19 protein-coding genes are annotated in these 19477 nt (G+C 61.1%); 9 read left to right on the top strand and 10 right to left on the bottom strand.

Annotated elements, in window-relative coordinates; genetic code table 11:
• Nucleotides 1-16 precede the first annotated feature (16 nt).
• Nucleotides 17-964: a homocysteine S-methyltransferase family protein gene (locus J2X71_RS00490; protein WP_310377971.1), complete on the bottom strand. Its 948-nt coding sequence runs from the start codon at nt 962-964 to the stop codon at nt 17-19.
• Between the two features lie 219 nt (nt 965-1183).
• Here J2X71_RS00490 and J2X71_RS00485 point away from each other — a divergent pair, with 219 nt between their 5' ends.
• The gene (locus tag J2X71_RS00485) at nt 1184-1861 is read left to right on the top strand and encodes a TetR/AcrR family transcriptional regulator (protein WP_310377969.1); all 678 of its coding nucleotides are present in this window, start codon (nt 1184-1186) and stop codon (nt 1859-1861) included.
• Here J2X71_RS00485 and J2X71_RS00480 read toward each other — a convergent pair.
• Both J2X71_RS00480 and J2X71_RS00475 read right to left on the bottom strand, forming a co-directional pair.
• Nucleotides 1858-2385 (bottom strand): DUF1697 domain-containing protein, encoded by a 528-nt coding sequence (locus tag J2X71_RS00480; protein WP_310377967.1) that lies wholly within the window; start codon nt 2383-2385, stop codon nt 1858-1860. The genes J2X71_RS00485 and J2X71_RS00480 overlap by 4 nt on opposite strands.
• Before the next feature lie 51 nt (nt 2386-2436).
• The gene (locus tag J2X71_RS00475) at nt 2437-4545 is read right to left on the bottom strand and encodes a S9 family peptidase (protein WP_310377965.1); all 2109 of its coding nucleotides are present in this window, start codon (nt 4543-4545) and stop codon (nt 2437-2439) included.
• A gap of 230 nt (nt 4546-4775) precedes the next feature.
• Between J2X71_RS00475 and J2X71_RS00470 the strand changes: the two genes are divergently transcribed.
• On the top strand, nt 4776-5168 hold the full coding sequence (locus J2X71_RS00470; protein ID WP_113322554.1) for a DUF930 domain-containing protein: 393 nt from the start codon (nt 4776-4778) through the stop codon (nt 5166-5168).
• 161 nt (nt 5169-5329) lie between these two features.
• Nucleotides 5330-6112, top strand: a complete 783-nt coding sequence (locus J2X71_RS00465) for a polysaccharide deacetylase family protein (RefSeq protein WP_310377963.1) — start codon at nt 5330-5332, stop codon at nt 6110-6112.
• Between the two features lie 65 nt (nt 6113-6177).
• On the opposite strand, the gene J2X71_RS00460 is transcribed toward J2X71_RS00465, so the two are convergent.
• The 3 genes from J2X71_RS00460 to J2X71_RS00450 form a co-directional block, all read right to left on the bottom strand.
• Nucleotides 6178-7470, bottom strand: a complete 1293-nt coding sequence (locus tag J2X71_RS00460) for an FAD-dependent oxidoreductase (RefSeq protein ID WP_310377961.1) — start codon at nt 7468-7470, stop codon at nt 6178-6180.
• Between the two features lie 23 nt (nt 7471-7493).
• Entirely contained in the window at nt 7494-8663 is a 1170-nt protein-coding gene (locus J2X71_RS00455; protein WP_310377959.1) for an AI-2E family transporter, read from the bottom strand.
• A gap of 81 nt (nt 8664-8744) precedes the next feature.
• Entirely contained in the window at nt 8745-9644 is a 900-nt protein-coding gene (locus J2X71_RS00450) for a LysR family transcriptional regulator (RefSeq protein WP_310377957.1), read from the bottom strand.
• Nucleotides 9645-9739: 95 nt separating this feature from the next.
• Here J2X71_RS00450 and J2X71_RS00445 point away from each other — a divergent pair, with 95 nt between their 5' ends.
• Nucleotides 9740-10813, top strand: a complete 1074-nt coding sequence (locus tag J2X71_RS00445) for an aldo/keto reductase (RefSeq protein ID WP_310377955.1) — start codon at nt 9740-9742, stop codon at nt 10811-10813.
• Between the two features lie 111 nt (nt 10814-10924).
• On the opposite strand, the gene J2X71_RS00440 is transcribed toward J2X71_RS00445, so the two are convergent.
• Nucleotides 10925-13741, bottom strand: a complete 2817-nt coding sequence (locus J2X71_RS00440; protein ID WP_310377953.1) for a phospholipase D-like domain-containing protein — start codon at nt 13739-13741, stop codon at nt 10925-10927.
• A 272-nt stretch (nt 13742-14013) separates the two neighbouring features.
• The gene (locus J2X71_RS00435) at nt 14014-14970 is read right to left on the bottom strand and encodes a VOC family protein (protein ID WP_310377951.1); all 957 of its coding nucleotides are present in this window, start codon (nt 14968-14970) and stop codon (nt 14014-14016) included.
• A 198-nt stretch (nt 14971-15168) separates the two neighbouring features.
• On the opposite strand from J2X71_RS00435, the gene J2X71_RS00430 reads away from it, so the two are divergent.
• The 5 genes from J2X71_RS00430 (at nt 15169) to J2X71_RS00410 (ending at nt 18085) form a co-directional block, all read left to right on the top strand.
• Entirely contained in the window at nt 15169-15579 is a 411-nt protein-coding gene (locus J2X71_RS00430; RefSeq protein WP_310377949.1) for a universal stress protein, read from the top strand.
• Nucleotides 15580-15590: 11 nt separating this feature from the next.
• Nucleotides 15591-15911, top strand: a complete 321-nt coding sequence (locus J2X71_RS00425; RefSeq protein WP_310377948.1) for a TraR/DksA family transcriptional regulator — start codon at nt 15591-15593, stop codon at nt 15909-15911.
• Nucleotides 15912-16031: 120 nt separating this feature from the next.
• Complete coding sequence (locus J2X71_RS00420) at nt 16032-16700, top strand: hemolysin III family protein (RefSeq protein ID WP_007821497.1); 669 nt, start codon at nt 16032-16034, stop codon at nt 16698-16700.
• Nucleotides 16701-16772: 72 nt separating this feature from the next.
• Nucleotides 16773-17282, top strand: a complete 510-nt coding sequence (locus J2X71_RS00415; RefSeq protein WP_310377945.1) for an N-acetyltransferase family protein — start codon at nt 16773-16775, stop codon at nt 17280-17282.
• 104 nt (nt 17283-17386) lie between these two features.
• The gene (locus J2X71_RS00410) at nt 17387-18085 is read left to right on the top strand and encodes a pentapeptide repeat-containing protein (protein ID WP_310377943.1); all 699 of its coding nucleotides are present in this window, start codon (nt 17387-17389) and stop codon (nt 18083-18085) included.
• Nucleotides 18086-18154: 69 nt separating this feature from the next.
• Here J2X71_RS00410 and J2X71_RS00405 read toward each other — a convergent pair whose 3' ends face one another.
• Nucleotides 18155-18901, bottom strand: coding sequence for a class I SAM-dependent methyltransferase (locus J2X71_RS00405; RefSeq protein WP_310377941.1), 747 nt, complete (start codon nt 18899-18901; stop codon nt 18155-18157).
• On the bottom strand, nt 18898-19437 hold the full coding sequence (locus J2X71_RS00400) for a GNAT family N-acetyltransferase (protein ID WP_310377939.1): 540 nt from the start codon (nt 19435-19437) through the stop codon (nt 18898-18900). Before J2X71_RS00400 ends, J2X71_RS00405 begins: the two co-directional genes overlap by 4 nt.
• Between the last annotated feature and the right edge of the window lie 40 nt (nt 19438-19477).

The following is a 19477-nucleotide window of genomic DNA, read 5'->3' as shown; positions in this document are numbered from 1 at the left end:
CCTCCCGCTCGCCCCGTCACGCCGCCTGCGGCAGGCAGGCCTCGCAGATCGCCGCAACATGGCGGTGGTCGGTGCCGCAGCAGCCGCCGAGCACCCGCACCTGCGGCATGCGGCGAAGGAGTTCGCGGTAGCGTCGGCCGAGATCGGCAGGATCGCCCGCATCCAGCACCTCGCTGTTATCGAGTTGCTCATGGCTCATGGTCGAGGCATTGGCGCGGATGCCGGAAATGCGCTTCACCCAGGCGCTGCCGTGATCGAGCGCCCCTTCGAAATGCGTCGGGTGGGCGCAATTGATCATGTAATAGGCCGGCGATCCGCCGGACGCCGCATCCGTCGTTTCGATCGCGTCCTGAATGCTGCGGCCGGTCACCAGCCTGCCGTCAGTCTCCAGCGTGAAGGAGATCGCGCAGGGCATGCCGAGCGTTTTGGCTGCACGCGCAATGCCGATTGCCTCGTCGATGTTGGTCAGCGTGAAGGCGGCGACCATATCGGCCTCCGTGCCGGCGAAGGTCTCGATTTGGAAAGCGTGGTAGTCCTCCGCCTCGTCGGCGCTCATCACGCCCGCCTTGTAGCCGTCGCCGCGCGGGCCGATGGCGCCGCTGATGACGATTGGCTGCTCCGGCCGCTCATAGGCATGGCGCAAGCCCACGAGAAGCTCGACGGCTTGCTCGTTTGCCGCTTGCAGCGCCTCGGTCGTATAGTTGAGCTTCTGGCCCCAGTCGGGATTGGCACGCCATGTGGCGGTGTCGAGTACGAAGCCTGTTCCGTGCCGCCGGGCGATATCAAGATAGCGGCGATAGTAATTCTTCGTGCGCTCCCGTCCGTCCTCGGAAGCCAGCAATACGAAGGAGGCGAAATGCGGAAGCTCGATGCCGTCGTGGAAGATCATCGTGGTTTCCATGCCGCCATCGCTAATGAAGGTGCCGCCCTTTAGCTGCGGCAGCCCATGCCTGTACTTTGCCATTGTGAAACCTCTCCTGTCGCGGCGCTTGTAATGGCTGCCATCGATGGTGATGTTCTGACGCTTAATCTGATGCTAAACTAGGCGACTTGCGGTATACTATAGCAGGTTTCGAATTTTGCGGATTGAAATCAATCCCTTGCATGGGCCGATGCTGCCGGGGGCGGAGCCAGGCCCGATCTTGCTGCGCAGAAAACTGTACCGCGGGTACAGGAGGGGAACATGCGAAAGGGCGAGGAAACGCGGAATCGCATCCTTGATGTGGCGGAAGCAGCGGTCTTGCAGAAAGGTTTCGGCGGCACGTCCATTGAGGAACTGATCGCCGAGACGGGCATCACCAAGAGCGGCTTCTTTTACCACTTCAAGGACAAGAACGAGCTCGCGAAAGCGCTGCTCAACCGCTATATCGAGAACGACGAACGCATCTATGACGAGATCTTCAGCCGCGCGCGCGATCTGATGGATGATCCGCTGCAGTCCTTTCTGCTTGGCTTGAAGCTGCTCTCCGAACTGGTGGCCGACCTGCCGAACGGTCATCCGGGCTGCCTCGTGGCGACTGTCTGCTACTACGAGCGGCTCTTCGACCGCGAGATCCAGGAGACCAACCGCAATGCCGTACTCGCCTGGCGGCGCCGCTTCGGTCGCATGTTCCGCGAGATCATGGCCGTCTATACGCCACGCGAGCCCGTGGATGTCGACCAGCTCGCCGATATGGTCTCTTCAGTGCTGGAAGGCGGTATCGTTCTCTCCAAGACGCTGAAGGAACCGAATACGCTCGCCGAACAGGTGCTGATGCTGCGCATCTTCGTAAGGATGCTCTTCCTGCCGGCCATTGAGTCGCCGCTGGTTGCCGTCAGGCACGACCAGATCTATGGCACGGTGAGGAGTGGCGGACTTTAGGTTTTGCCGTCTTCCAGCTCAGCCGCCAAGTCGGCGAGCTTGCGCACAGTGTTGAGATTGCGGGAGGTACCCGCCTTCAGCGCCGGCAGCTTCAGCTTCGATCGGCCGGAGCCGATGGGATAGTGCACATAGATCTCGCGCCCAGCGAGTTTTGCTTCCTCGCCATCGGGCGCCACCATCTTGTCCAAGGCATCTTTAGCTGCCGCTTCCGGCAGGAAATAGACCAGTAGAAAATTGGGCTTGGCCTCGGGAAAGGGCGCATGGGCTATGATGCCGTCGAGTTCCTTTCGGCTACGCACCATCACGCCCGGCCGCTTGCCCAACGTCTTGCCCAGCGCGTTGTCGAGCTTCTCCTCGGCTGCCTTTTCGGCCTCATCAGAGCGGAACAGGACGTTGCCGCTCTGGATGTAGGTCTTCACATCGGAAAAGCCGACCCCCTCGCATATCGCCCTCAGCTCCGCCATCGGCAGGGAGCTCGTGCCGCCGACATTCACGGCCCTTAGCAGCGCGACATAGACGGCCATATCTCCCTCCCTTGACTGTGTGGCGTGCGCAAGGCACGCCACATTCGGCTTTTACATCTTGCCTGCCACCTTGACCGCAAACGCATATTCGAATGCGATTTCCTCAAGCCGCTGGAAGCGGCCGGAAGCGCCGCCATGGCCGGCATCCATGTTGGTCTTCAGCAGGATGGGTGCATTGCCTGTCGTCTTGTCGCGCAGCTTGGCGACCCACTTCGCCGGCTCCCAGTAGGTGACGCGCGGGTCGGTCAGGCCACCGAGCGCCAGGATCGGCGGGTAGGGTTTCGCGCCGACATTGTCGTAGGGCGAATAGGCGGCGATCTGCTCGTATTCTTCGCGGCTCTCGATCGGGTTGCCCCATTCCGGCCATTCCGGCGGGGTGAGCGGCAGTGTGTCATCGAGCATGGTGTTCAAGACATCGACGAAGGGAACGGCGGCGATGAGACCGGCGAATTTCTCCGGCGCCATGTTGGCAATCGCGCCCATCAGCATGCCGCCGGCCGATCCACCCTCGGCAATAATGTTCGCGTAAGACGTGAACTTCTCCTGATTCAGATAATCAGCGGCAGCGATGAAGTCCTTGAAGGTGTTGGTCTTCTTGTCCATCTTGCCGTCTTCGTACCAGGCAAAGCCCTTGTCCTTGCCGCCGCGGATATGGGCGATGGCATAGACGAAGCCGCGATCGGCAAGCGACAGGCAGTTGGTGTTGAAGCCGGCGGGAATGGTGATGCCATAGGCGCCGTAGCCGTAGAGCAGGCAGGGCGCGGAACCGTCAAGCGGCGTATCCTTGCGATAGAGCAGGGTGACCGGCACTTTCTCGCCATCCCATGCCGGCGCGAAGACGCGGCGGGTGACGTAGTCGTCAGGATTATGGCCCGAGGGCACTTCCTGTGTCTTGAGCAGCGTGCGCGCGCGGGTGACCATGTTGTAGTCATAGAGCTGCGAGGGCGTCGTCATCGAGGAATAGGAGAAGCGGATGACGTCGGTGTCATATTCGGCGGCACCCGAAAGGCCGAGCGAATAGGCTTCCTCGTCGAAGGCGATTGCATGCTCCTCGCCGCTCAGGCGGTCGCGGATCATGATCTGCGGCAGGCCGTCCTTGCGCTCCAGCCACAGGAGATGGCGGGCATAGGCCATGTGGCTGATGATCAATGTGCCCGGCTTGTGCGGCACGACCTCGCGCCAGTTTTCCTTGCCCGGCTTTTCAACCGGCGCTTCCATGATCTTGAAATCCTTGGCGCCGCCGTCATTGGTGAGGATGTAGAAGACGTCGCCGCCCTCTGTCAGCGAATATTCGATGCCTTCCTCGCGCACCGCCACCAGCTTCGGCTCGGCCGTCAGGTCCTTGGTCGAAAGCAGCCGGTATTCGCTCGTTTCATGGTCGTGGATATCGATATAGATGAAGTCGTCGAGCAGCGAACCGCCGACGCCCATGAAGAAGCCGGCGTCCTCTTCCTCGTAGACCAGACGGTCGTCGCTCTGCGGCGTGCCGAGAATGTGGTGAAAAACCTTCGAGGGGCGGTGGTTCTCATCAAGCGCCGAATAGAAGAAGCTCCTGCCGTCAGGCGCCCAGACCCCGCCGCCGCCGGTATTCTCGAGCACGTCGGACAGGTCTTCGCCGGTCGCCAGATCACGAACCCTCAGCGTGAAGAATTCCGAGCCCTTGTCGTCATAGCCCCAGATGCCGCGGCTGTGGTCCGTGCAATGGTCGAGGCCGGCGAGCCGGAAATAAGCCTTGCCCGCGGCTTCCTTGTCGCCGTCGAGAAGGATGGTGCGGATCGTCTCGTCCTTCACATTGCCATCGCGCGGAATGCGGAAATAGCGCGGCTGCTCGCCGCCGGCGACAAAGGAGGTGCCATAGGCATAGGCCCCATCCTTCATCGGTACTGAGCTGTCGTCTTCCTTGATGCGGCCGCGCATCTCGGCAAACAGCGTCTTCTGCAGCGGCTTGGTGTCTTCCATGGCCGCATTCATGTAGCCGTTTTCGGCTTCCAGATGGGCGCGGATATCGGGGTCGAGGATGGAGGGATCCTTGAACATGGCCTGCCAGTTGTCGGCCCGCAGCCAGGCATAATCGTCGGTCCGCGTGATGCCGTGGCGCGTGTCGGAGACCGGTCTTTTTTCAGCGGCGGGCGGGGCAGGCAGGTTCTTGAAAGCGGTCAAGGAAAGCTCCGTAAGGGCGGTGTCGGTGGGCAAGAGATAGAGGCGCTGTAGATCAGGATCAAGCGTCAGCCGGTGAACCTTATTGAGACAAGATGACCGGCGCGTTGCCTTGATGTCACCACATTGTTTAAGAATGTCCGCTGCATTGCGCGAAAATTGCACCCGCGTCAGGTCCCGGCAAGCGGTCGGCGGCAGTATGACGAGTACATAACAGTAAAGGTTTCCCCGTAATGCCGAAACGTCTGGTCCTGTTTATGTCGCTTGCAGGCCTTGCCGCCTCGTCCGCCCTTGCGGTCGATCCCGCCATCAAGAAGCAGCTCGAAAAGCTCGATCCGGCCACCCGCCTTGAGCAGAGCTGCGATACGGAAGCCATGAGCCGCATCAACAGTGACGGCACGGGCTTCCGGCCGGACAAGGTCATCGCCTACACCTTCAAGGACCCGATCCCGAGCGATGACCGCCTCGAAGCCCCGGGCGCCGTCTTCCGCAGCAAGGGCGATTGGTATCATCTCTCCTATACCTGCATCACCGGCCCGCAACACATCAATGTGCGCGATCTGAAGTACAAGATCGGTGACAAGGTGCCGAAGGATAAGTGGACCAAATATTATCTTTACGATTGAGGCCTTGGCCTCTTCTTGGCTCTTCCGCATTCCCGTGACAGGCACAGGAATGCGGGCAGATTGAGACATGAGCTGTCCTCGCCGGGCGGCATCAGGCCACATGGCTCGGGTCGCTTTTTTGCTTTAAGCTCTGCTAAAACATCAACAGAATCTGATTCTTCATGAACCGCTTTCTTCTCGGCTCCGTACTGCTGCTCGCCGCTGCCTCATCGGCTTTTGCCGTGGAAACGCCCCCCGCCGCACCCGCCCGTCCGCCGGTCGCGGCAGGTCCCAAGCTGGTAGAGCCGCACCTGCACATCGCTCGTTCCAACATTTCTGACCACGCGCGCATTGCGCTGACCTTCGATGCCTGCATGGGCGAGGCCGATGAGCGCATTGTCTCGACGCTGGTCAACGAGCGCATCCCGGCGACGATCTTCGTCACCGCCCGCTGGCTGAAGCGCAATCCGAAGGCGGTTGCCGTCTTCCTGCAGAACCCGGATCTCTTCGAACTGGAAAATCACGGCGAGAAGCATATACCTGCAATCGACAAGCCGGTGCTGGTCTATGGCATCGCCTCCGCCGGTTCGCCCGATGCCGTCAGGCAGGAGGTGGAAGGTGGTGCCGCCGCTATGGTCGCGTCAGGCATTCCGGCGCCCCGCTGGTTCCGTGGCTCGACCGCCAAATATGATCTCTCGGCTATCGGCCAGATCCGCGCCATGGGCTACCGCATCGCCGGTTATTCCGTGAATGGCGACGGCGGTTCCCTGCTCGGTGCCGCGGTCACCGAAAAGCGCATTTCCTCGGCCAAGGATGGCGACGTCGTCATCTCCCACATCAACCAGCCGACGCATGCGGCCGGCGAGGGTGTCGCCAAGGCACTCGTCGATCTCAAGGCAAAGGGTACGGAGTTCGTCCGGCTGCAGGATGTTGCCGATACGGGCGAAGACAAGACGACGGAGTAGAGCAATTCCAGCAAAAGTGTGCAGGGGTTTTGCGCCGAAATTGCGTGAAAACAAAGAGATAGAGCTTACCTCAGTTCGTCTCCGGTCCGTGTAGGATCCGCCATGAAACTCCGCACAGTCGGCGCATCCCTGTCGAGTGCGAAATCCTCGAACCAGTCGCGATACATGCCGGCGAGCATTGCGCCGATCATCTGCCCGGCGAGGTAGGAGAAGGTGATGCCGTTTCCGCCATAGCCATAGGCGGCGTAGACGCCGGCCATGCCGGGCACCGAACCGATCAGCGGCAGGCCATCCGCCGTCTCGCCGAATGTGCCGCACCAGGCATGCTCCACCCGCGTATCCGCCCTCGGCCACAGCCGCTTCAGCTTTTCCCGGATCGTCATGACCTTCCCCGGCAGCTTGAGGTCGCGCTCTTCGGGATCGGTGGTGTCATCGTCCTCGCCGCCGACGATGATACGATTGTCATCAGTGGTGCGCACATAGAGATAGGGATGGCTGTCTTCCCAGAGCAGCATGCCGTCGCGCCAGAGATCATCAGGCTTCTGCGGCACGGTGGCGAGTGCCCAGCTGGAACTGGTGCGATGCAGCTTCGGCATGTCGAGGCCGGGCATGGAATAGCCGGTCGCCAGTACCACATGCCGCGCCTCGATTACATGGGCGCCGTTCGTCTCGGCCGTCACATGTCCGCCTTCGCTGTGAAGGCTGGTCACAGAAGCGTTGAGCAAGCGCGCGCCGCGGGAAAAGGCAATCTGCAGCAGGGCCCAGGTGAGCAGTACCGGGTCGGCCTCCGCCGAACCCGGCGAGAGGATCGCCGCATCGCGGTCGAACTCGTATTGGGTGAGGAGATCGGGATGTTCGAGATAATGGCCCGGCAATCCCGCCCGGCGGCGAAGCTGCCGTTCCTCCATCAGCTCGCGCGCACCCTCGTGATTATTGGCAAGATAGAGCGTGTTGCGCGGCTGGAAACCGCAGGTAATGCCGTGGGCGGCAATCAGCTTGGCCAGCCCCGCGACACAGGCGCCACTTCGGCGGTAAATGCCGGCCGCCCGCTCGAAGCCGTAAAGGGCCTCCAGCTCACCGAGCGTGCGGTCGATCTCCCATTGCAGCATGGCCGTGCTTGCCGCGGTACTGCCGAACCCCGGCTGCTCGCGGTCGATGACGACGACCGAAAAGCCGCGCGCCGTCAGATGTTCGGCGGCAAGCGCACCGGTTATCCCCCCGCCGATGATGGCGATATCGGTCTTGAAGCTCTGTTCGAGCGGCTGATAGGCCGGCCGCACGCCGTTCCTGCCCCAGAGCGAGCAGCCGCCTACGAGTTCATCGTGGCTGGCTTCGTTGAGATGCAGGTCGGATGCCATAGGCTTGCCTCCAGTCGCTGTCGTTACTTCGGCAGCTGCGGCTGCGGTCTTTCCTCGATCACCAGTTCCTCCATGATGGTCATGGCGATGAGCGAGAGCGGCAGTGCCAGCATCGCGCCGACCGCGCCCCACATCCATGTCCAGAAGATGATCGCCAGGAAGATGACGAACGGGTTGATCTCCAGCCGCCGGCCCATGACAGCGGGGAAGATCAGGTTTTCCATCACAAGGTGAACAGTGAAGAAGGCTGCAGCCGGCATAAGGCCGATAATGACGCCGTCATGGGCGATGACGCCGGCAATGGCGACCGCAAGGGTCATCATCGTAATGCCGAGATAGGGAATGAAGCTCGAAAGAAAAGCAAAGAAACCCCAGAGCACGGGCATGGACAGCCCGCCCGCATAGGCGATAACAGTCATCACGACGCCGAGCGCCACATAGATCAACGAGGCCGTGGCGAAATAGAAGCCAAGCGCCTGTTCCACAGCATTGATGACGCGGATCGCTGCCAGCCGCTGCGCCCGTTCGCGAAAGGTCATTATGATCGTCTTGCGCAGGCTCACGCGGCTTGCCAGAAAGAGCAGCAACGCCGCAAAGAAGATCAGCCCCTGCACCAGCGCTGGCGTCAGGTTTGTTGTCACGACATGCAGCACGTTTCCGGTGTTTTCGAGCAGCGCATCGATGGACATCGGCCCGCTCTGGAAGGTCGCAGGCGTGATGTGCAGCCATTCGATCCGCTCCAGATAGGGCATGATGCGCTGGGTGGTGCGCTCGATGAAATCAGGCGCTTCATTGGCAAGCATCGCCAAGGGACCGGCAAGCGAATTGATCAGCAGGACGATGACCAGCGCGACAGCGGAGGAAAGGATCGCCGCATTGGCAAGCCGCGGCACGCCCATCTTCGAAAGCTTTTCTGCCGCCATGCCGAGGATCATGCCGACGACCACCGCGAGCGTGATGGGGATCAGGATCAGCGACATCATATAGACTGCGGCAAGCCCAAGGATGCCGAAGATGCCGATGATGGCCCAGGCCATGCTGACATCGAGCCCGTCCTTCTCGACGCGCCGCATCGGTGCCGGTGGAAGTTCTTCAGCAGCTTCTTCCTGAAGCGTTCGTGCCCATGCGCTGGTGTGGCGTTCGCCGAGGCGGATCTTGTTTGCCTGTTTCCGGATGCCGTTGGCGATTCCCATGTGCGATGTGTCCCCGAAGCCCCATTGCTCCGCCAATCAACGCGCAGGCTTGCTACAGGTTCCCCCCTGGTATCGATGCGTCTAGGCAGCCTGCCGCCGCCCGACGAAATCCACGAAGGCGCGCAGCGGCGGCGGCATCTGGCGCCGGCTCGGATAATAGAGGTGGAAACCGGGGAAGGGCGGTGTCCAGTCATCCAGCATGCTCACCAGCCTGCCGGCGATAAGATCTTCCGCCACGTGATAGTCGAAGAGATAGCCGATGCCGATGCCATCAAGCACGGCCCGCAGCATCAGGTCGTTGTCTGTCGTGCTGAGTGGCCCCGAGACGGCCACTTCGAGTTTCTCGTCGCCGCGCTCGAATTCCCAGTGATAGAGGCTGCCATCCGTCGGCCAGCGGGAGACGACGCAAGAGTGGTCGCGCAGGTCGCGCGGCGTGTCCGGCATGCCGTGGCGCGCGATGTAGTCGGGCGAGGCGACCACGACGAGCCGCATCTCGCCGCCGAGTTTTACGCTCACCATGTCTTTTTCCACCATCTCGCCCAGCCGGATGCCGGCATCGAAACGATCGGCGACGATATCGGAGAGTTTGTCATCCACGATAATGTCCATGACGATATCGGGAAAGGCAGCATGGAAGGGCGCAATCAGCGGCGCCAGCCCGTGCACGATCGCAACTCGCGGCGCGTTGATGCGCAACAGGCCGGCCGGTTTATCACGCAGCGCCGCAACATCCGCCACCGCCTGGTCGAGATCGGCAAGCGCCGGCAGCAGCCTTGAAAGCAGCCGTTGGCCCGCCTCGCTCGGTGCCACGCTGCGCGTCGTGCGGTTGAGCAGCCGGATGCCCATCCGTTCCTCGAGCGTGCGGATCGTCTGGCTGAGCGCGGAGGCCGATATGCCGAGCCGGGAGGCCGCACGGGCAAAATTGCCGTGCTCGGCGACCGCAGCAAAAGCCTTGAGTTCGGCATAGTCGCTGCCGCGCATTATGCTCTCTTTTCTAAAGAAGCCATGCCGATAATGTAGCATTGTTGTCAGTATCGGCAAGGCGCATCTTCTGCCTGCAACACAGGAGATCATCCATGACTGACACTTTATCCCTTGACCGCTACCGTCTCCTCGGCCGTTCCGGCCTGCGCGTTTCGCCGCTGTCGCTCGGCGCCATGACCTTCGGAACAGACTGGGGCTGGGGCGCTGACGAGCAGGAGTCTCGCCGCATGTTCGACGCCTATGTCGATCGCGGCGGCAATTTCATCGATACCGCCAATCAATATACGGGCGGCACCTCCGAAACCCTCGTCGGCCGCTTTGCCGAAGGCCGCCGCGACGAACTGGTGATTGCCACCAAATATACGATCACCTCGCGCCCCAGGGATCCGAACTCCGGCGGCAATCATCGCCGCAGCATGGTCCGTTCGGTGGAAGACAGCCTGAAGCGGCTGAACACCGATTACATCGATCTCTTCTATCTGCACGCCTGGGATTTCACGACCTCGGTCGAGGAGGTCATGCGCGGACTGGACGATCTCGTTCGTGCCGGCAAGATCGTCTATGCCGGCATTTCCGATACGCCGGCCTGGCAGGTCGCGCGCATGCAGACGCTGGCCGACCTTCGCGGTTGGGCGCCGCTGGTGGCTCTGCAGATCGAATACAGCCTGATCGAACGCACGGTGGAGCGCGAACTGATCCCGATGGCCGCTGAACTCGGCCTCGGCGTCATCCCCTGGTCGCCGCTTGGCATGGGTGTCCTCACCGGCAAATATAGTCGTGCCGACCTCGATATCGGCGTTGGCACCGCAAGTGCCGTCGGCACCCGCAAGAATGTCGCTGCCGGCAATGGTTCGCTGACCGAGCGCAGCCTCGGCATCGCCGAAGTCGTAAAGGAAATCGCTGCCGAGATCGGCAAGACGCCGGCGCAGGTGGCGATCGCCTGGACGCTCGCCAACCCCGCCGTGACTTCGCCGATCATGGGCGTGAAGACGATGGCCCAGTTCGAAGACAATCTCGGTGCGCTCGATGTCGTGCTGTCGGATGAACATCGCACCCGCCTCGCCGAGGCAAGCGCAATCGTCCTCGGCTTCCCGCATGACTTCCTCGCCAAGCCGCTGACGCGCGGCGTCATGTTCGGCGAGGTGACCATCGAGCCCCGTCATTGAAACATACAAACCTGAAAATGGCGCCGGAAACGGCGCCATTTGTCGTCTGGAAGTTTTGTTCCGAAAGCGCAGCCCCCGCGCGTTCCAATCGCCGTTTGTGCCGCTCCGAAGTCACCGCCCAAGCGCGATCGAGAGCGGGACGGCAATGTAGCCTGACGGCGGTGCTGTCTCCCCTCCTGATGGTGCGAGTACCGGCGGCGGCAGATTTTCATCTATTTTCGCCGGGCCGATGCGGTTCCAGTCGTAGAGGAAGATCTCCTCGTAGAATTTGGCAATTTCCGCATCATAGAAGATCAGGCTCGCATCCCGGTTGAAGCCGGTGCCGGCTGTCGTCCAGTTGTGGCTGCCCATCAGCACGGCTTCGCTGTCGATGATGATTCCCTTGGTATGGCAGTTCTTCTGCTTGCGGATCTTATTGGTATCGAAGCCGTAATCCTTGGCGTTGCTGATGACGTCGCGGTCTTCGGAGCCGAAGCTGCGGAAGATGATGCGCACGTCGAGACCGCCCTTCTGCTTTTCGAGCAGCGCATCCAGCAGACGGCGATAATTGTCGCCCACAGTCCTGGTGTTGAAGCTCTGGTTCTGGAAGTAGATCCGGCTCTTGGCCGATTGTATGAACGGCAATACCACGTCGATATAGTTGTCGGGCGTCAGGATCGGCTGCACGTCGATTGTGCGCTCGCCGGTCAGCGGCTGGAAATAGCGCGGCTTTTGAGGCGCTTCGAGCGTGTCCATGGCGACGTTGGCGGGCAGGAAGACCAGTTGTTCCGACACGATGCCGGCCTCCGTCACCGTCTTGGCCTCTTCCAGATCGCGCAGGATATGATCCTCATAGAGTTTGCTGAGCCCGGCATCTTCAAGGATGGCATGCCATTCGCGATTGTAGAGCCGCAGCGCCGATGCCTCGTCATCCTTGTTTGTCAAAGGCGCCACGTTGGGCTGGTTGGAGCTCTGCCAGTTGCCGCTCGAAAGCCACATGGCGTTGTGGTCGCGCACGGCGACCTTGATATGGTAGGCTGAATCGAAGATGCCGTTCCTGCCGACGCTCGCCGGCGCGAAATCGAACTTGCTGCCCTTCGCATCGCGGATCTGCCCGACCGCTTCGGCATCCGTCAGATCGCCATCATGCACCTTGCCGCCCATCTGCAGCACCATGGAGATGGTTTCGGCCTGGCCCTTGACCGCATCTAGCACGCCATTGGCGACATTCGTCGCGCCGAAATCGTACATGGCAACGACCAGCGACTTGCGGGTCTTCGCCAGGAATAGACCGAGCTGCGGCCAGCTCGCGTCAGGTCCGGTATGGATGACGAATTTGCCGTTGACCGGGCGACGGGTCAGCGGCAGGTCGTCGCGCTTCTTGTAATTCGTATGCCAGCTCGGCTTCGCGGCTTCGTCCATGTCAATGCCGAAGAGATCCTGCGCCGAGGCGACGGTGACGTCGGTGCGAACGCCATCGATGTAATCCGGCAGCTTCGTGCGGCCGCGCGATTCCAGGGCGCCCAGCTCGAGCTTGCGATTGACCGCGATCACGACGGCGCGCTGATCGGTGATCTCGCCATTCTCGAAGCGATAGCCCGGCTTGATGGCAACGACGTCGTCACGGTTGGCAAGCAGAGATCGCGCGCTGCGGACCGCAGCAAATACCTGCTCCTTGGTCGGCATCGAGATCGGCGAGGGGGACGGCGGATTAGGACCGGAACCGGTCGCGCTCATGACGATAGTCGGCCCCGAAGGCGCAGTCGCCGGTCCGCCTGCGAGCGAAGATTGCAACGCTGCAGTGTCCAGTTCGACGGTAATCTTCAGCGGCACCGTGAATGTCACTTTACCGCCGCTGCCGCTTCCACTTTTGTCGCCTTCGCTCACGGTGATTTCCTCGTTCGGTGGCGGTTGGAGCAATCCTTGGGCGCGCTGCAGGCAACGCCGCAGAACGGCTGCCGGCACCGCGTCATTCTCGATGAATTCTGTTCCGCTGTAGTGAAGCCCCATCACCCTGCCGGTGCCGATGTCGAGCAACGGAGAGCCGGAATTGCCGCCGAGGGTGGAGCAGGAATGGGTGACACGGTTCTCGTCGGCCGCCAGCAGGTTGCCGACTGCAAGCCGCTTCTTGGTGAATACGCCGCCAAAAATCTTTTCGGCAAGCCTCTGATCGGAGAAGCGGGAATCGCTGGCGGGATAGCCGATTGCGGCAACCGGCAGGTTGCGCACCGGCACCTCGGAGGCAAGATCGAGCTTTAGGCGGCCGACCGGCGAGGATTTCGGCGCCAGCTTCAGGAAGGCAACATCGGGTCCGGTTTCAGGTGCCACCCAGACGACGCGTTCGATCTTCACTTCGTCGCTGGCGGCGTTACCGAATTCCTCCAGGAAGTCGATATTGACGCCGATCTCGCGACGCGCGTCGAAGCCGATTTTGAACTTGAAGCCGGTGCCGCTTGCTTCCGCAAAAAGGTTGGCCACATGGCGGTTGGTGACGACAAGACCGTCATCGATTACCCATGCCGTGCCGGCATAGTCGCGGTCGGCATTGGTGACGTCGACACGGCCGATCGAAACCATCGCCCGATCCAGGTTCGTTGCGTTGTCCGTGAGGAAGCGGCGCCAGGCCTTCGCTTCCTCGCGGGCGCTGTCGATGTCGACGGCATTGTTCCTGACAAGGAAAACCGGCGTACCCACGGCAAAGACGATCGTCTCCAAGTCGCCGACCGGAGGTGGGCCGATATCGACCCCTTCTTCGACGGGCTGATCTCGGTTCATCAATGCGCGCACGCCGCCGTAACGGACGTTCATGGCGCGGCCGGCTTCACCAAGCCAGCCGGGCTTTTGCGCGCTGCTCATCAGCGCTTCGATATCTGCTCGAACATCGGGCGAGCTAGCGGCCGCAACCTGCTCCGCCACCTGCCGGACGCGCTGGGAGTCCTCCACTGTCATTCTGCCTCCTCCGTCCGATGGCGGACATTTCGTCGGTGTACGATGGGGATTGGCTGCGAAATCTATTGAGGGTTGTAAAATGGGAAGATACGTCCAGTTTATTACAGCCGCATGATGGCGTCGAGCCCAGCGCTTGCGCGACCGTTCGGTCGTCCTAAAAGCAAATATCGAGAAATATGCCGCGACTGTTTTGGGAGTTCCCTGAAAACAGAAAGGACCGTTTCGGCGAAATACCAAAACGATCCTTTCCGAGTGCCTTAAAAGATATTCCTTCAGGCCGAAAGCGTAAGCCCGATGCCCCACGGATCCCTAAGGAAGACGCCGCCGTCGCGCTTCTCGCTCTTGATCTCCAGTTCGTCGAGTTTGGCAACGGCCTTGTCGAGCGTTTCCTTGTCATTGAAACGGATCTTGTAGTCGGAAAGGCCGGTCATGTGATCGGCGCGGGTGCCGGCGCCGCGGCTGTTCCAGATATTGGCGCCGAGATGGTGGTGATAGCCGCCGCTCGCAAAGAAGCTCGCGCTCGGATAACGCGCCATCAGCTTCAGACCAAGCACGTCGCGGTAGAAGGCATCGGCCTGCGGAATGTCGCCGACCTGCAAATGGATGTGACCGATCGCGGTGCCGTCGGCCATGCCGGTCCAGGTATCCTCTGGTGCGCTGTTGTAGAGTGCCTGCAGGTCGAGGCGCAGCGTCGCCATTTCCACCATGCCGTCCGGATGGAACTTCCAGCTTTCATGCGGCCTGTCTGCATAGATTTCGATGCCGTTGCCTTCAGGATCGGAAAGGTAGATCGCCTCGCTGACTAGGTGGTCGGACGCGCCCTCGAGGGTGACATTGTTGTGCGCAGCATGGCGCAGCCAGCGAGCGAGTTCGATGCGGTTTGGCATCAGGAAAGCGGTGTGGAAGAGGCCGGCGGCGTTGCGGGGGGCCTCGCGCGCATTGTTATCCGTCGTCAGCGTCAGCAGCGGCAGGCCGGCAACCCCCAGAACTTCGCCGCTTGCGGTCTTTTCGAGCACCGAAAGGCCAAGCATCTTCTGATAGAAACCGGAAACCGCGGCCAAGTCTTTCACGACCAGATGCGACTGGTCGATATAGGCAGGGCGCGTCAGCGCATAGGATGTTTCTGATGACGTCATGGAATGATCTCCTGCCCTGGAATAAAAAGGCGTACCGGCGGTGGCGGCAAATGTGCCGCCCGTAGCGAGCGCGAGGAATTTTCGCCGGTCCATTCGCCTGTAAGCTCCCCTCGGCTGCTGTACTTGATCCCTATATGGCGCATTCTCATTGTTCACAGAAGGCTCGTTTTTGACGATGAAGCGTTCTGCAAACGTTGACGATGGCTCGCGCCCCACTTGATATCAGTCAATGCGCTTTATCTATCTAGGGAGGAGGTTGATGACGAAGATCAACACCTCAAGGAGGATCCCATGTACAAGAAGATCATCGTTCCAGTTGAGATCGGCGGCATCGAAAAAGGCGAGAAGATTTTCCGCAAGGCGGCAAAGCTGCTCGACAATGGCGGTGAGATCATCCTCCTCAATGTCGTCGAGGATATTCCAACCTATGTCGCCATCGAATTGCCGGGAAACGTCGTCGAGGGCGCCATGAAGGAAGGCCGCGACCGGCTGAATGAACTCGTCGCCAAGACCGGCATTCCGGCCACCGTCGAAGTCCGCAACGGCCCGCCCGCCAACGGCATTCTTGCCGCGGCGGAAAGCCACGGCGCCGATCTCATTATGATCGCCTCGCATATTCCCGATTTCTACAACTATTTCATCGGTGCCACCGCCGACCGCGTGGTGCGCCATGCCAGGTGCTCGGTGCTGGTGGATCGGTAGGACGTGAAGCCATGGATATGAAACTTCAGGAAAAGATCCTGCGCGACCGCTGGCACGAACTGACAGCGCGCCTGCGCAAGATCGACACGGACCTCGGCCGCACCAAGGAGGCCGATGACGACGACCGCGCCATCGAAAACGAGAACGATGAAGTGCTGGAAGGTCTCGGCCAGGCAGGCGAGGATGAGTTGCGCGCCATCGACGCCGCCCTCGAACGCATCGCCAAGGGGACCTATGGCACCTGCGCCCGCTGTGGTGCCAGGATATCGGAAGCTCGCCTCGCGGTGCTGCCCCAGACGCCGCTCTGCGAGGATTGCGCGGCAGGCAAGTAAGCGCGTCATCAAAAACGAGCATGGCTCGTCACAAAGATTTAACCTGACGCCATCGGGCGTCCGGTTGCGCCTTGGCCAATTCAATGCGACGATCCCCTCTCTCTGAGTAGGGGTGCGCGCATGGGCGAAATCAACGGCATTCGCTGGGCCTACGACAGATATGAACTGATCGCCGACGGCATCGTCCATGGCGTCGGATTGTTTTTTGCCCTGATCGGCGTGACCGTGCTGATCTTCTACGCCACCCTCTGGAGCCCCGCCGGCGCGCTGGTTGCCGCCTGGGTTTACGGTGTCGGGCTGGTGCTGACCCTCGGCATTTCCTTTTCCTATAATATCTGGCCGGTATCGCGCACCAAATGGTATCTGCGCCGGCTTGACCACTCGGCGATCTTCATCCTGATCGCCGCCACCTATACGCCGTTTCTGGAGCGCGGCGCCGACGATCCGCTGCTGTCTGGCATGCTGATCGTCATCTGGCTGATTGCCGCCTTCGGCATCTTCGTCAAATGTGTCTTTCCGGGCAAATATGACCGGCTGGCGATCCTCCTCTATCTCGCCATGGGCTGGAGCGGCGTATTGGTGGCCGAGCCCGTTGCCTCGCGCATTCCCTATGCTTCCATGCTGCTGATCATCATCGGCGGCATCATTTATTCGCTGGGGGTCATCTTCCATGTCTGGGAGAGGCTGCGCTTCCAGAACGCCATCTGGCATGGCTTCGTAGTGGCCGCCGCCGCCGTGCATTATTCGGCCGTGCTGACCTGCTTCAGCCTCTCGGTCCCCGCCTTCTGATATCTGGCGTTTACATCGGCCCGCGCCCAGCGTATGCCCCGGCGGAAGACCATTCCGAACCGGGCCTGCCAAATGACCGATATCGTTCTCATCCGGGACGCCGCCGAAGCCGATCTTCCTGCTGTCAGAGATATCTACAATCACGCCGTCGAGCACACCACGGCAATCTGGAATGAAACGCTCGTCGATCTCGACAACCGGCTTGAATGGTTCAAGGCGCGCAAGGGCAGGGGCTTTCCGGTCATCGTCGCCGAAATGAACGGCAAGGTCGCCGGCTACGCCTCCTACGGCGATTGGCGCGCTTTCGATGGCTACCGCCACACGGTTGAGCATTCCGTCTATGTCGACAAGGATTACCGCGGTGCCGGCATCGGCGAAAAGCTGATGCGCGCATTGATCGAACGTGCAACCGCCGGCAATATCCACGTCATGATCGCCGGCATCGAGGCCGAAAATACCGCCTCCATCAAACTGCACGCGAAACTCGGCTTCCGCATCGCCGGCACATTTTCCGAAGTTGGCATCAAGTTCGGCCGCTGGCTGGATCTCACCTGCATGGAATTGCGCGTACCGAAAGCCTGACAGGGCCATCTCCAGATTGATTGCTGGCGGGGACTAACCATATTTTTATCGTAGTCTGCGCCTTGTAGAAATCTCTGATGGCGCGACTCGCGGAGGAGAGGTTGATGTTTGGACGCTCGGTGCTCGGTCTTTCGGCTTTTCTGGCTATGGCAGCCTATTCGCTGCCGGTGATGGCGGCCAGTTGCGGCAGCACGGCTTCGCCGGAGCTCGACTGGCAGGAGTGCAACAAGAAGAACCTGATGCTTCAGGGCAGTGACCTCCAGGGCGCCAATCTGGCCGGCACGGATTTCTCGCTGACCGATCTCGGCGGCGCCAACCTCAAATCCGCCAATGCCGAAAAAGCGACCCTCGTGCGCGCCTCGCTTGAAGGCGCTACCGTGCAGGGCGCGAATTTCGGAAAAATCGAAGCCTATCGATCGACTTTTGCCAGGGCCATCGCCGATGGTGCAAGCTTTGCCGGTGCGGAGTTGCAGCGGGCCGATTTCACCGGGGCGCAGCTGACGAAGGCCAACTTCGAGAAGGCCGAGCTGGGTCGAGCCAATTTCGACAAGGCGGTGCTGACCGGCGTCAGCTTCGCACTCGCCAATCTCTCCCGCGCCGATCTGACGGGCGCAACCTTTGAAGGTCCGATCACCTTCGACCGAGCCTTCATGTTTCTGACCCGCATCGAGGGGCTGGATCTGTCCGCCGCCACTGGCCTGCAGCAGGCGCAGATCGACCTTGCTTGCGGCGATTCCTCGACGAAGCTGCCCTCGGGGCTTTCTATCCCCTCAGGCTGGCCCTGCCCGCAAGAGCAGGACTAGCGCCTTTCCAGCAAAAGTTTGCAGCGGCTTTGCGTCCGGAATTGCGTGAAACAATAAAGCCTTTCCTGTTCAGGCGAGACGACCAACCGGAATGATCTCGCGCGACCGCGCATGGAAGGGGTTGCCTTCCCAGTCGCCATACCAGGCGTCGATGATGAGCCCGGCGTCGCTGATCATTCTCGCAAGCTTGTCGCGCGGCGTGTAGAGGATTTGCGAGCGCCCGGCGAAGTGCTCGCCGGTCGAGAGCACCCGATAGCCGTTCTCATAGGAAAGAATGCCGGTCGTCTCATCGTAATGAGACTCGTCCGAGGCCTCTATCGCACCGAGTTCGGCATGCTCGAGCTGGCGCACGCTGCTATGGCGTACGTCGCGCTCCCCGTAAAAACCGGGATTGCGCGTATCGAACACGAACCGGCCGGCAGGGCTGAGATGTGCTGCGATCGTCGCAAGGGCGGCGCGCTGGTCCTCTTCCGTCAGGAAGACCTGGAACGCGTGGCCCGTCAGCACGATGAGATCGTATCTCTTCCTGAGGCGAACGGTGCGGGCGTCACCCTCGACCCATGCCACCTTGCCGCCGCCCGGCCGCGCCCTGCCGATGTCGAGCATCGCGGCGGCAGGATCAACGCCGGTGACGTTGCGCGTCGCGGCGAGCGCTGCCGTCAGCTCGCCCGTCCCGCAGCCGAGGTCGAGCGCGGAATTGGCGCCTTCCGCCAGCTTCATGCAGAAGTCGAAATCCGGTCCCCAGCGATTGGCCGTATCGTAGAATTGTGCAAGTGAAGGATCGCGGTAGAGGGGATCGTCGGAACTCGTGCTCATGCGCCTGAATTCTTCTCGCTGATGTAGAGATAGCGTTCCACTGTCTCGCCGGCCGCATTCTGCTTGGTGAAAACCTCCCGTCGCTGATGCACCCGCCCGGCGACCTTCTGCGAGGGAAGATTTTCCAGGCTGACGATACTGACGAGGCGCGACAGTCCCATGACCGAGAAGGCATGGTCGCGGCAGGCAAGGGCGGCCTCGGTGGCATAACCCTTGCCCCAGTAATCCGGCCAGAGATGGTAGCCAAGCTCCGGCTCCATTCCGCGCGATGTGTCCTGCAGCGTGATCCCGCAATCGCCGAGCAGATCGCCGCTCTCGCGATCGATCATCGCCCAGAGACCGAAACCATTTTTCTCGTAGCTTCCGAAGGCGAGCCTGTCGAAGAAATCGCGCGTTGCTGCGGCATCCTTCACGGAAGGGTAATACCGCATGCACAGCGGATCGGCGAAGATGCGCTCGAGCGCCGGCAAGTCCGCGACGGTGATTTCGCGCAACACCAGCCGGTCGCTGCGCAGGATTTCCCGGATGATAGACATTGTTTCATCCCTCTGTCATGGAGCGTGCCTAAGCCGCGCC

The organism is Rhizobium sp. 1399 (genome assembly GCF_031455475.1).
GTDB lineage: Bacteria > Pseudomonadota > Alphaproteobacteria > Rhizobiales > Rhizobiaceae > Rhizobium.
The sequence above is the reverse complement of the archived record's forward strand: the minus strand, read 5'-3'. Positions and strand labels throughout refer to the sequence as shown.

What these genes read in the sequence shown, in the direction of transcription:
- J2X71_RS00490 (WP_310377971.1), bottom strand. Translation starts at nt 964, where the DNA reads ATGGCAAAGTACAGGCATGGGCTGCCGCAGCTAAAGGGCGGCACCTTC.
- J2X71_RS00485 (WP_310377969.1), top strand. Translation starts at nt 1,184, where the DNA reads ATGCGAAAGGGCGAGGAAACGCGGAATCGCATCCTTGATGTGGCGGAA.
- J2X71_RS00480 (WP_310377967.1), bottom strand. Translation starts at nt 2,385, where the DNA reads ATGGCCGTCTATGTCGCGCTGCTAAGGGCCGTGAATGTCGGCGGCACG.
- J2X71_RS00470 (WP_113322554.1), top strand. Translation starts at nt 4,776, where the DNA reads ATGCCGAAACGTCTGGTCCTGTTTATGTCGCTTGCAGGCCTTGCCGCC.
- J2X71_RS00465 (WP_310377963.1), top strand. Translation starts at nt 5,330, where the DNA reads ATGAACCGCTTTCTTCTCGGCTCCGTACTGCTGCTCGCCGCTGCCTCA.
- J2X71_RS00460 (WP_310377961.1), bottom strand. Translation starts at nt 7,470, where the DNA reads ATGGCATCCGACCTGCATCTCAACGAAGCCAGCCACGATGAACTCGTA.
- J2X71_RS00455 (WP_310377959.1), bottom strand. Translation starts at nt 8,663, where the DNA reads ATGGGAATCGCCAACGGCATCCGGAAACAGGCAAACAAGATCCGCCTC.
- J2X71_RS00450 (WP_310377957.1), bottom strand. Translation starts at nt 9,644, where the DNA reads ATGCGCGGCAGCGACTATGCCGAACTCAAGGCTTTTGCTGCGGTCGCC.
- J2X71_RS00445 (WP_310377955.1), top strand. Translation starts at nt 9,740, where the DNA reads ATGACTGACACTTTATCCCTTGACCGCTACCGTCTCCTCGGCCGTTCC.
- J2X71_RS00440 (WP_310377953.1), bottom strand. Translation starts at nt 13,741, where the DNA reads ATGACAGTGGAGGACTCCCAGCGCGTCCGGCAGGTGGCGGAGCAGGTT.
- J2X71_RS00435 (WP_310377951.1), bottom strand. Translation starts at nt 14,970, where the DNA reads ATGGACCGGCGAAAATTCCTCGCGCTCGCTACGGGCGGCACATTTGCC.
- J2X71_RS00430 (WP_310377949.1), top strand. Translation starts at nt 15,169, where the DNA reads ATGTACAAGAAGATCATCGTTCCAGTTGAGATCGGCGGCATCGAAAAA.
- J2X71_RS00425 (WP_310377948.1), top strand. Translation starts at nt 15,591, where the DNA reads ATGGATATGAAACTTCAGGAAAAGATCCTGCGCGACCGCTGGCACGAA.
- J2X71_RS00420 (WP_007821497.1), top strand. Translation starts at nt 16,032, where the DNA reads ATGGGCGAAATCAACGGCATTCGCTGGGCCTACGACAGATATGAACTG.
- J2X71_RS00415 (WP_310377945.1), top strand. Translation starts at nt 16,773, where the DNA reads ATGACCGATATCGTTCTCATCCGGGACGCCGCCGAAGCCGATCTTCCT.
- J2X71_RS00410 (WP_310377943.1), top strand. Translation starts at nt 17,387, where the DNA reads ATGTTTGGACGCTCGGTGCTCGGTCTTTCGGCTTTTCTGGCTATGGCA.
- J2X71_RS00405 (WP_310377941.1), bottom strand. Translation starts at nt 18,901, where the DNA reads ATGAGCACGAGTTCCGACGATCCCCTCTACCGCGATCCTTCACTTGCA.
- J2X71_RS00400 (WP_310377939.1), bottom strand. Translation starts at nt 19,437, where the DNA reads ATGTCTATCATCCGGGAAATCCTGCGCAGCGACCGGCTGGTGTTGCGC.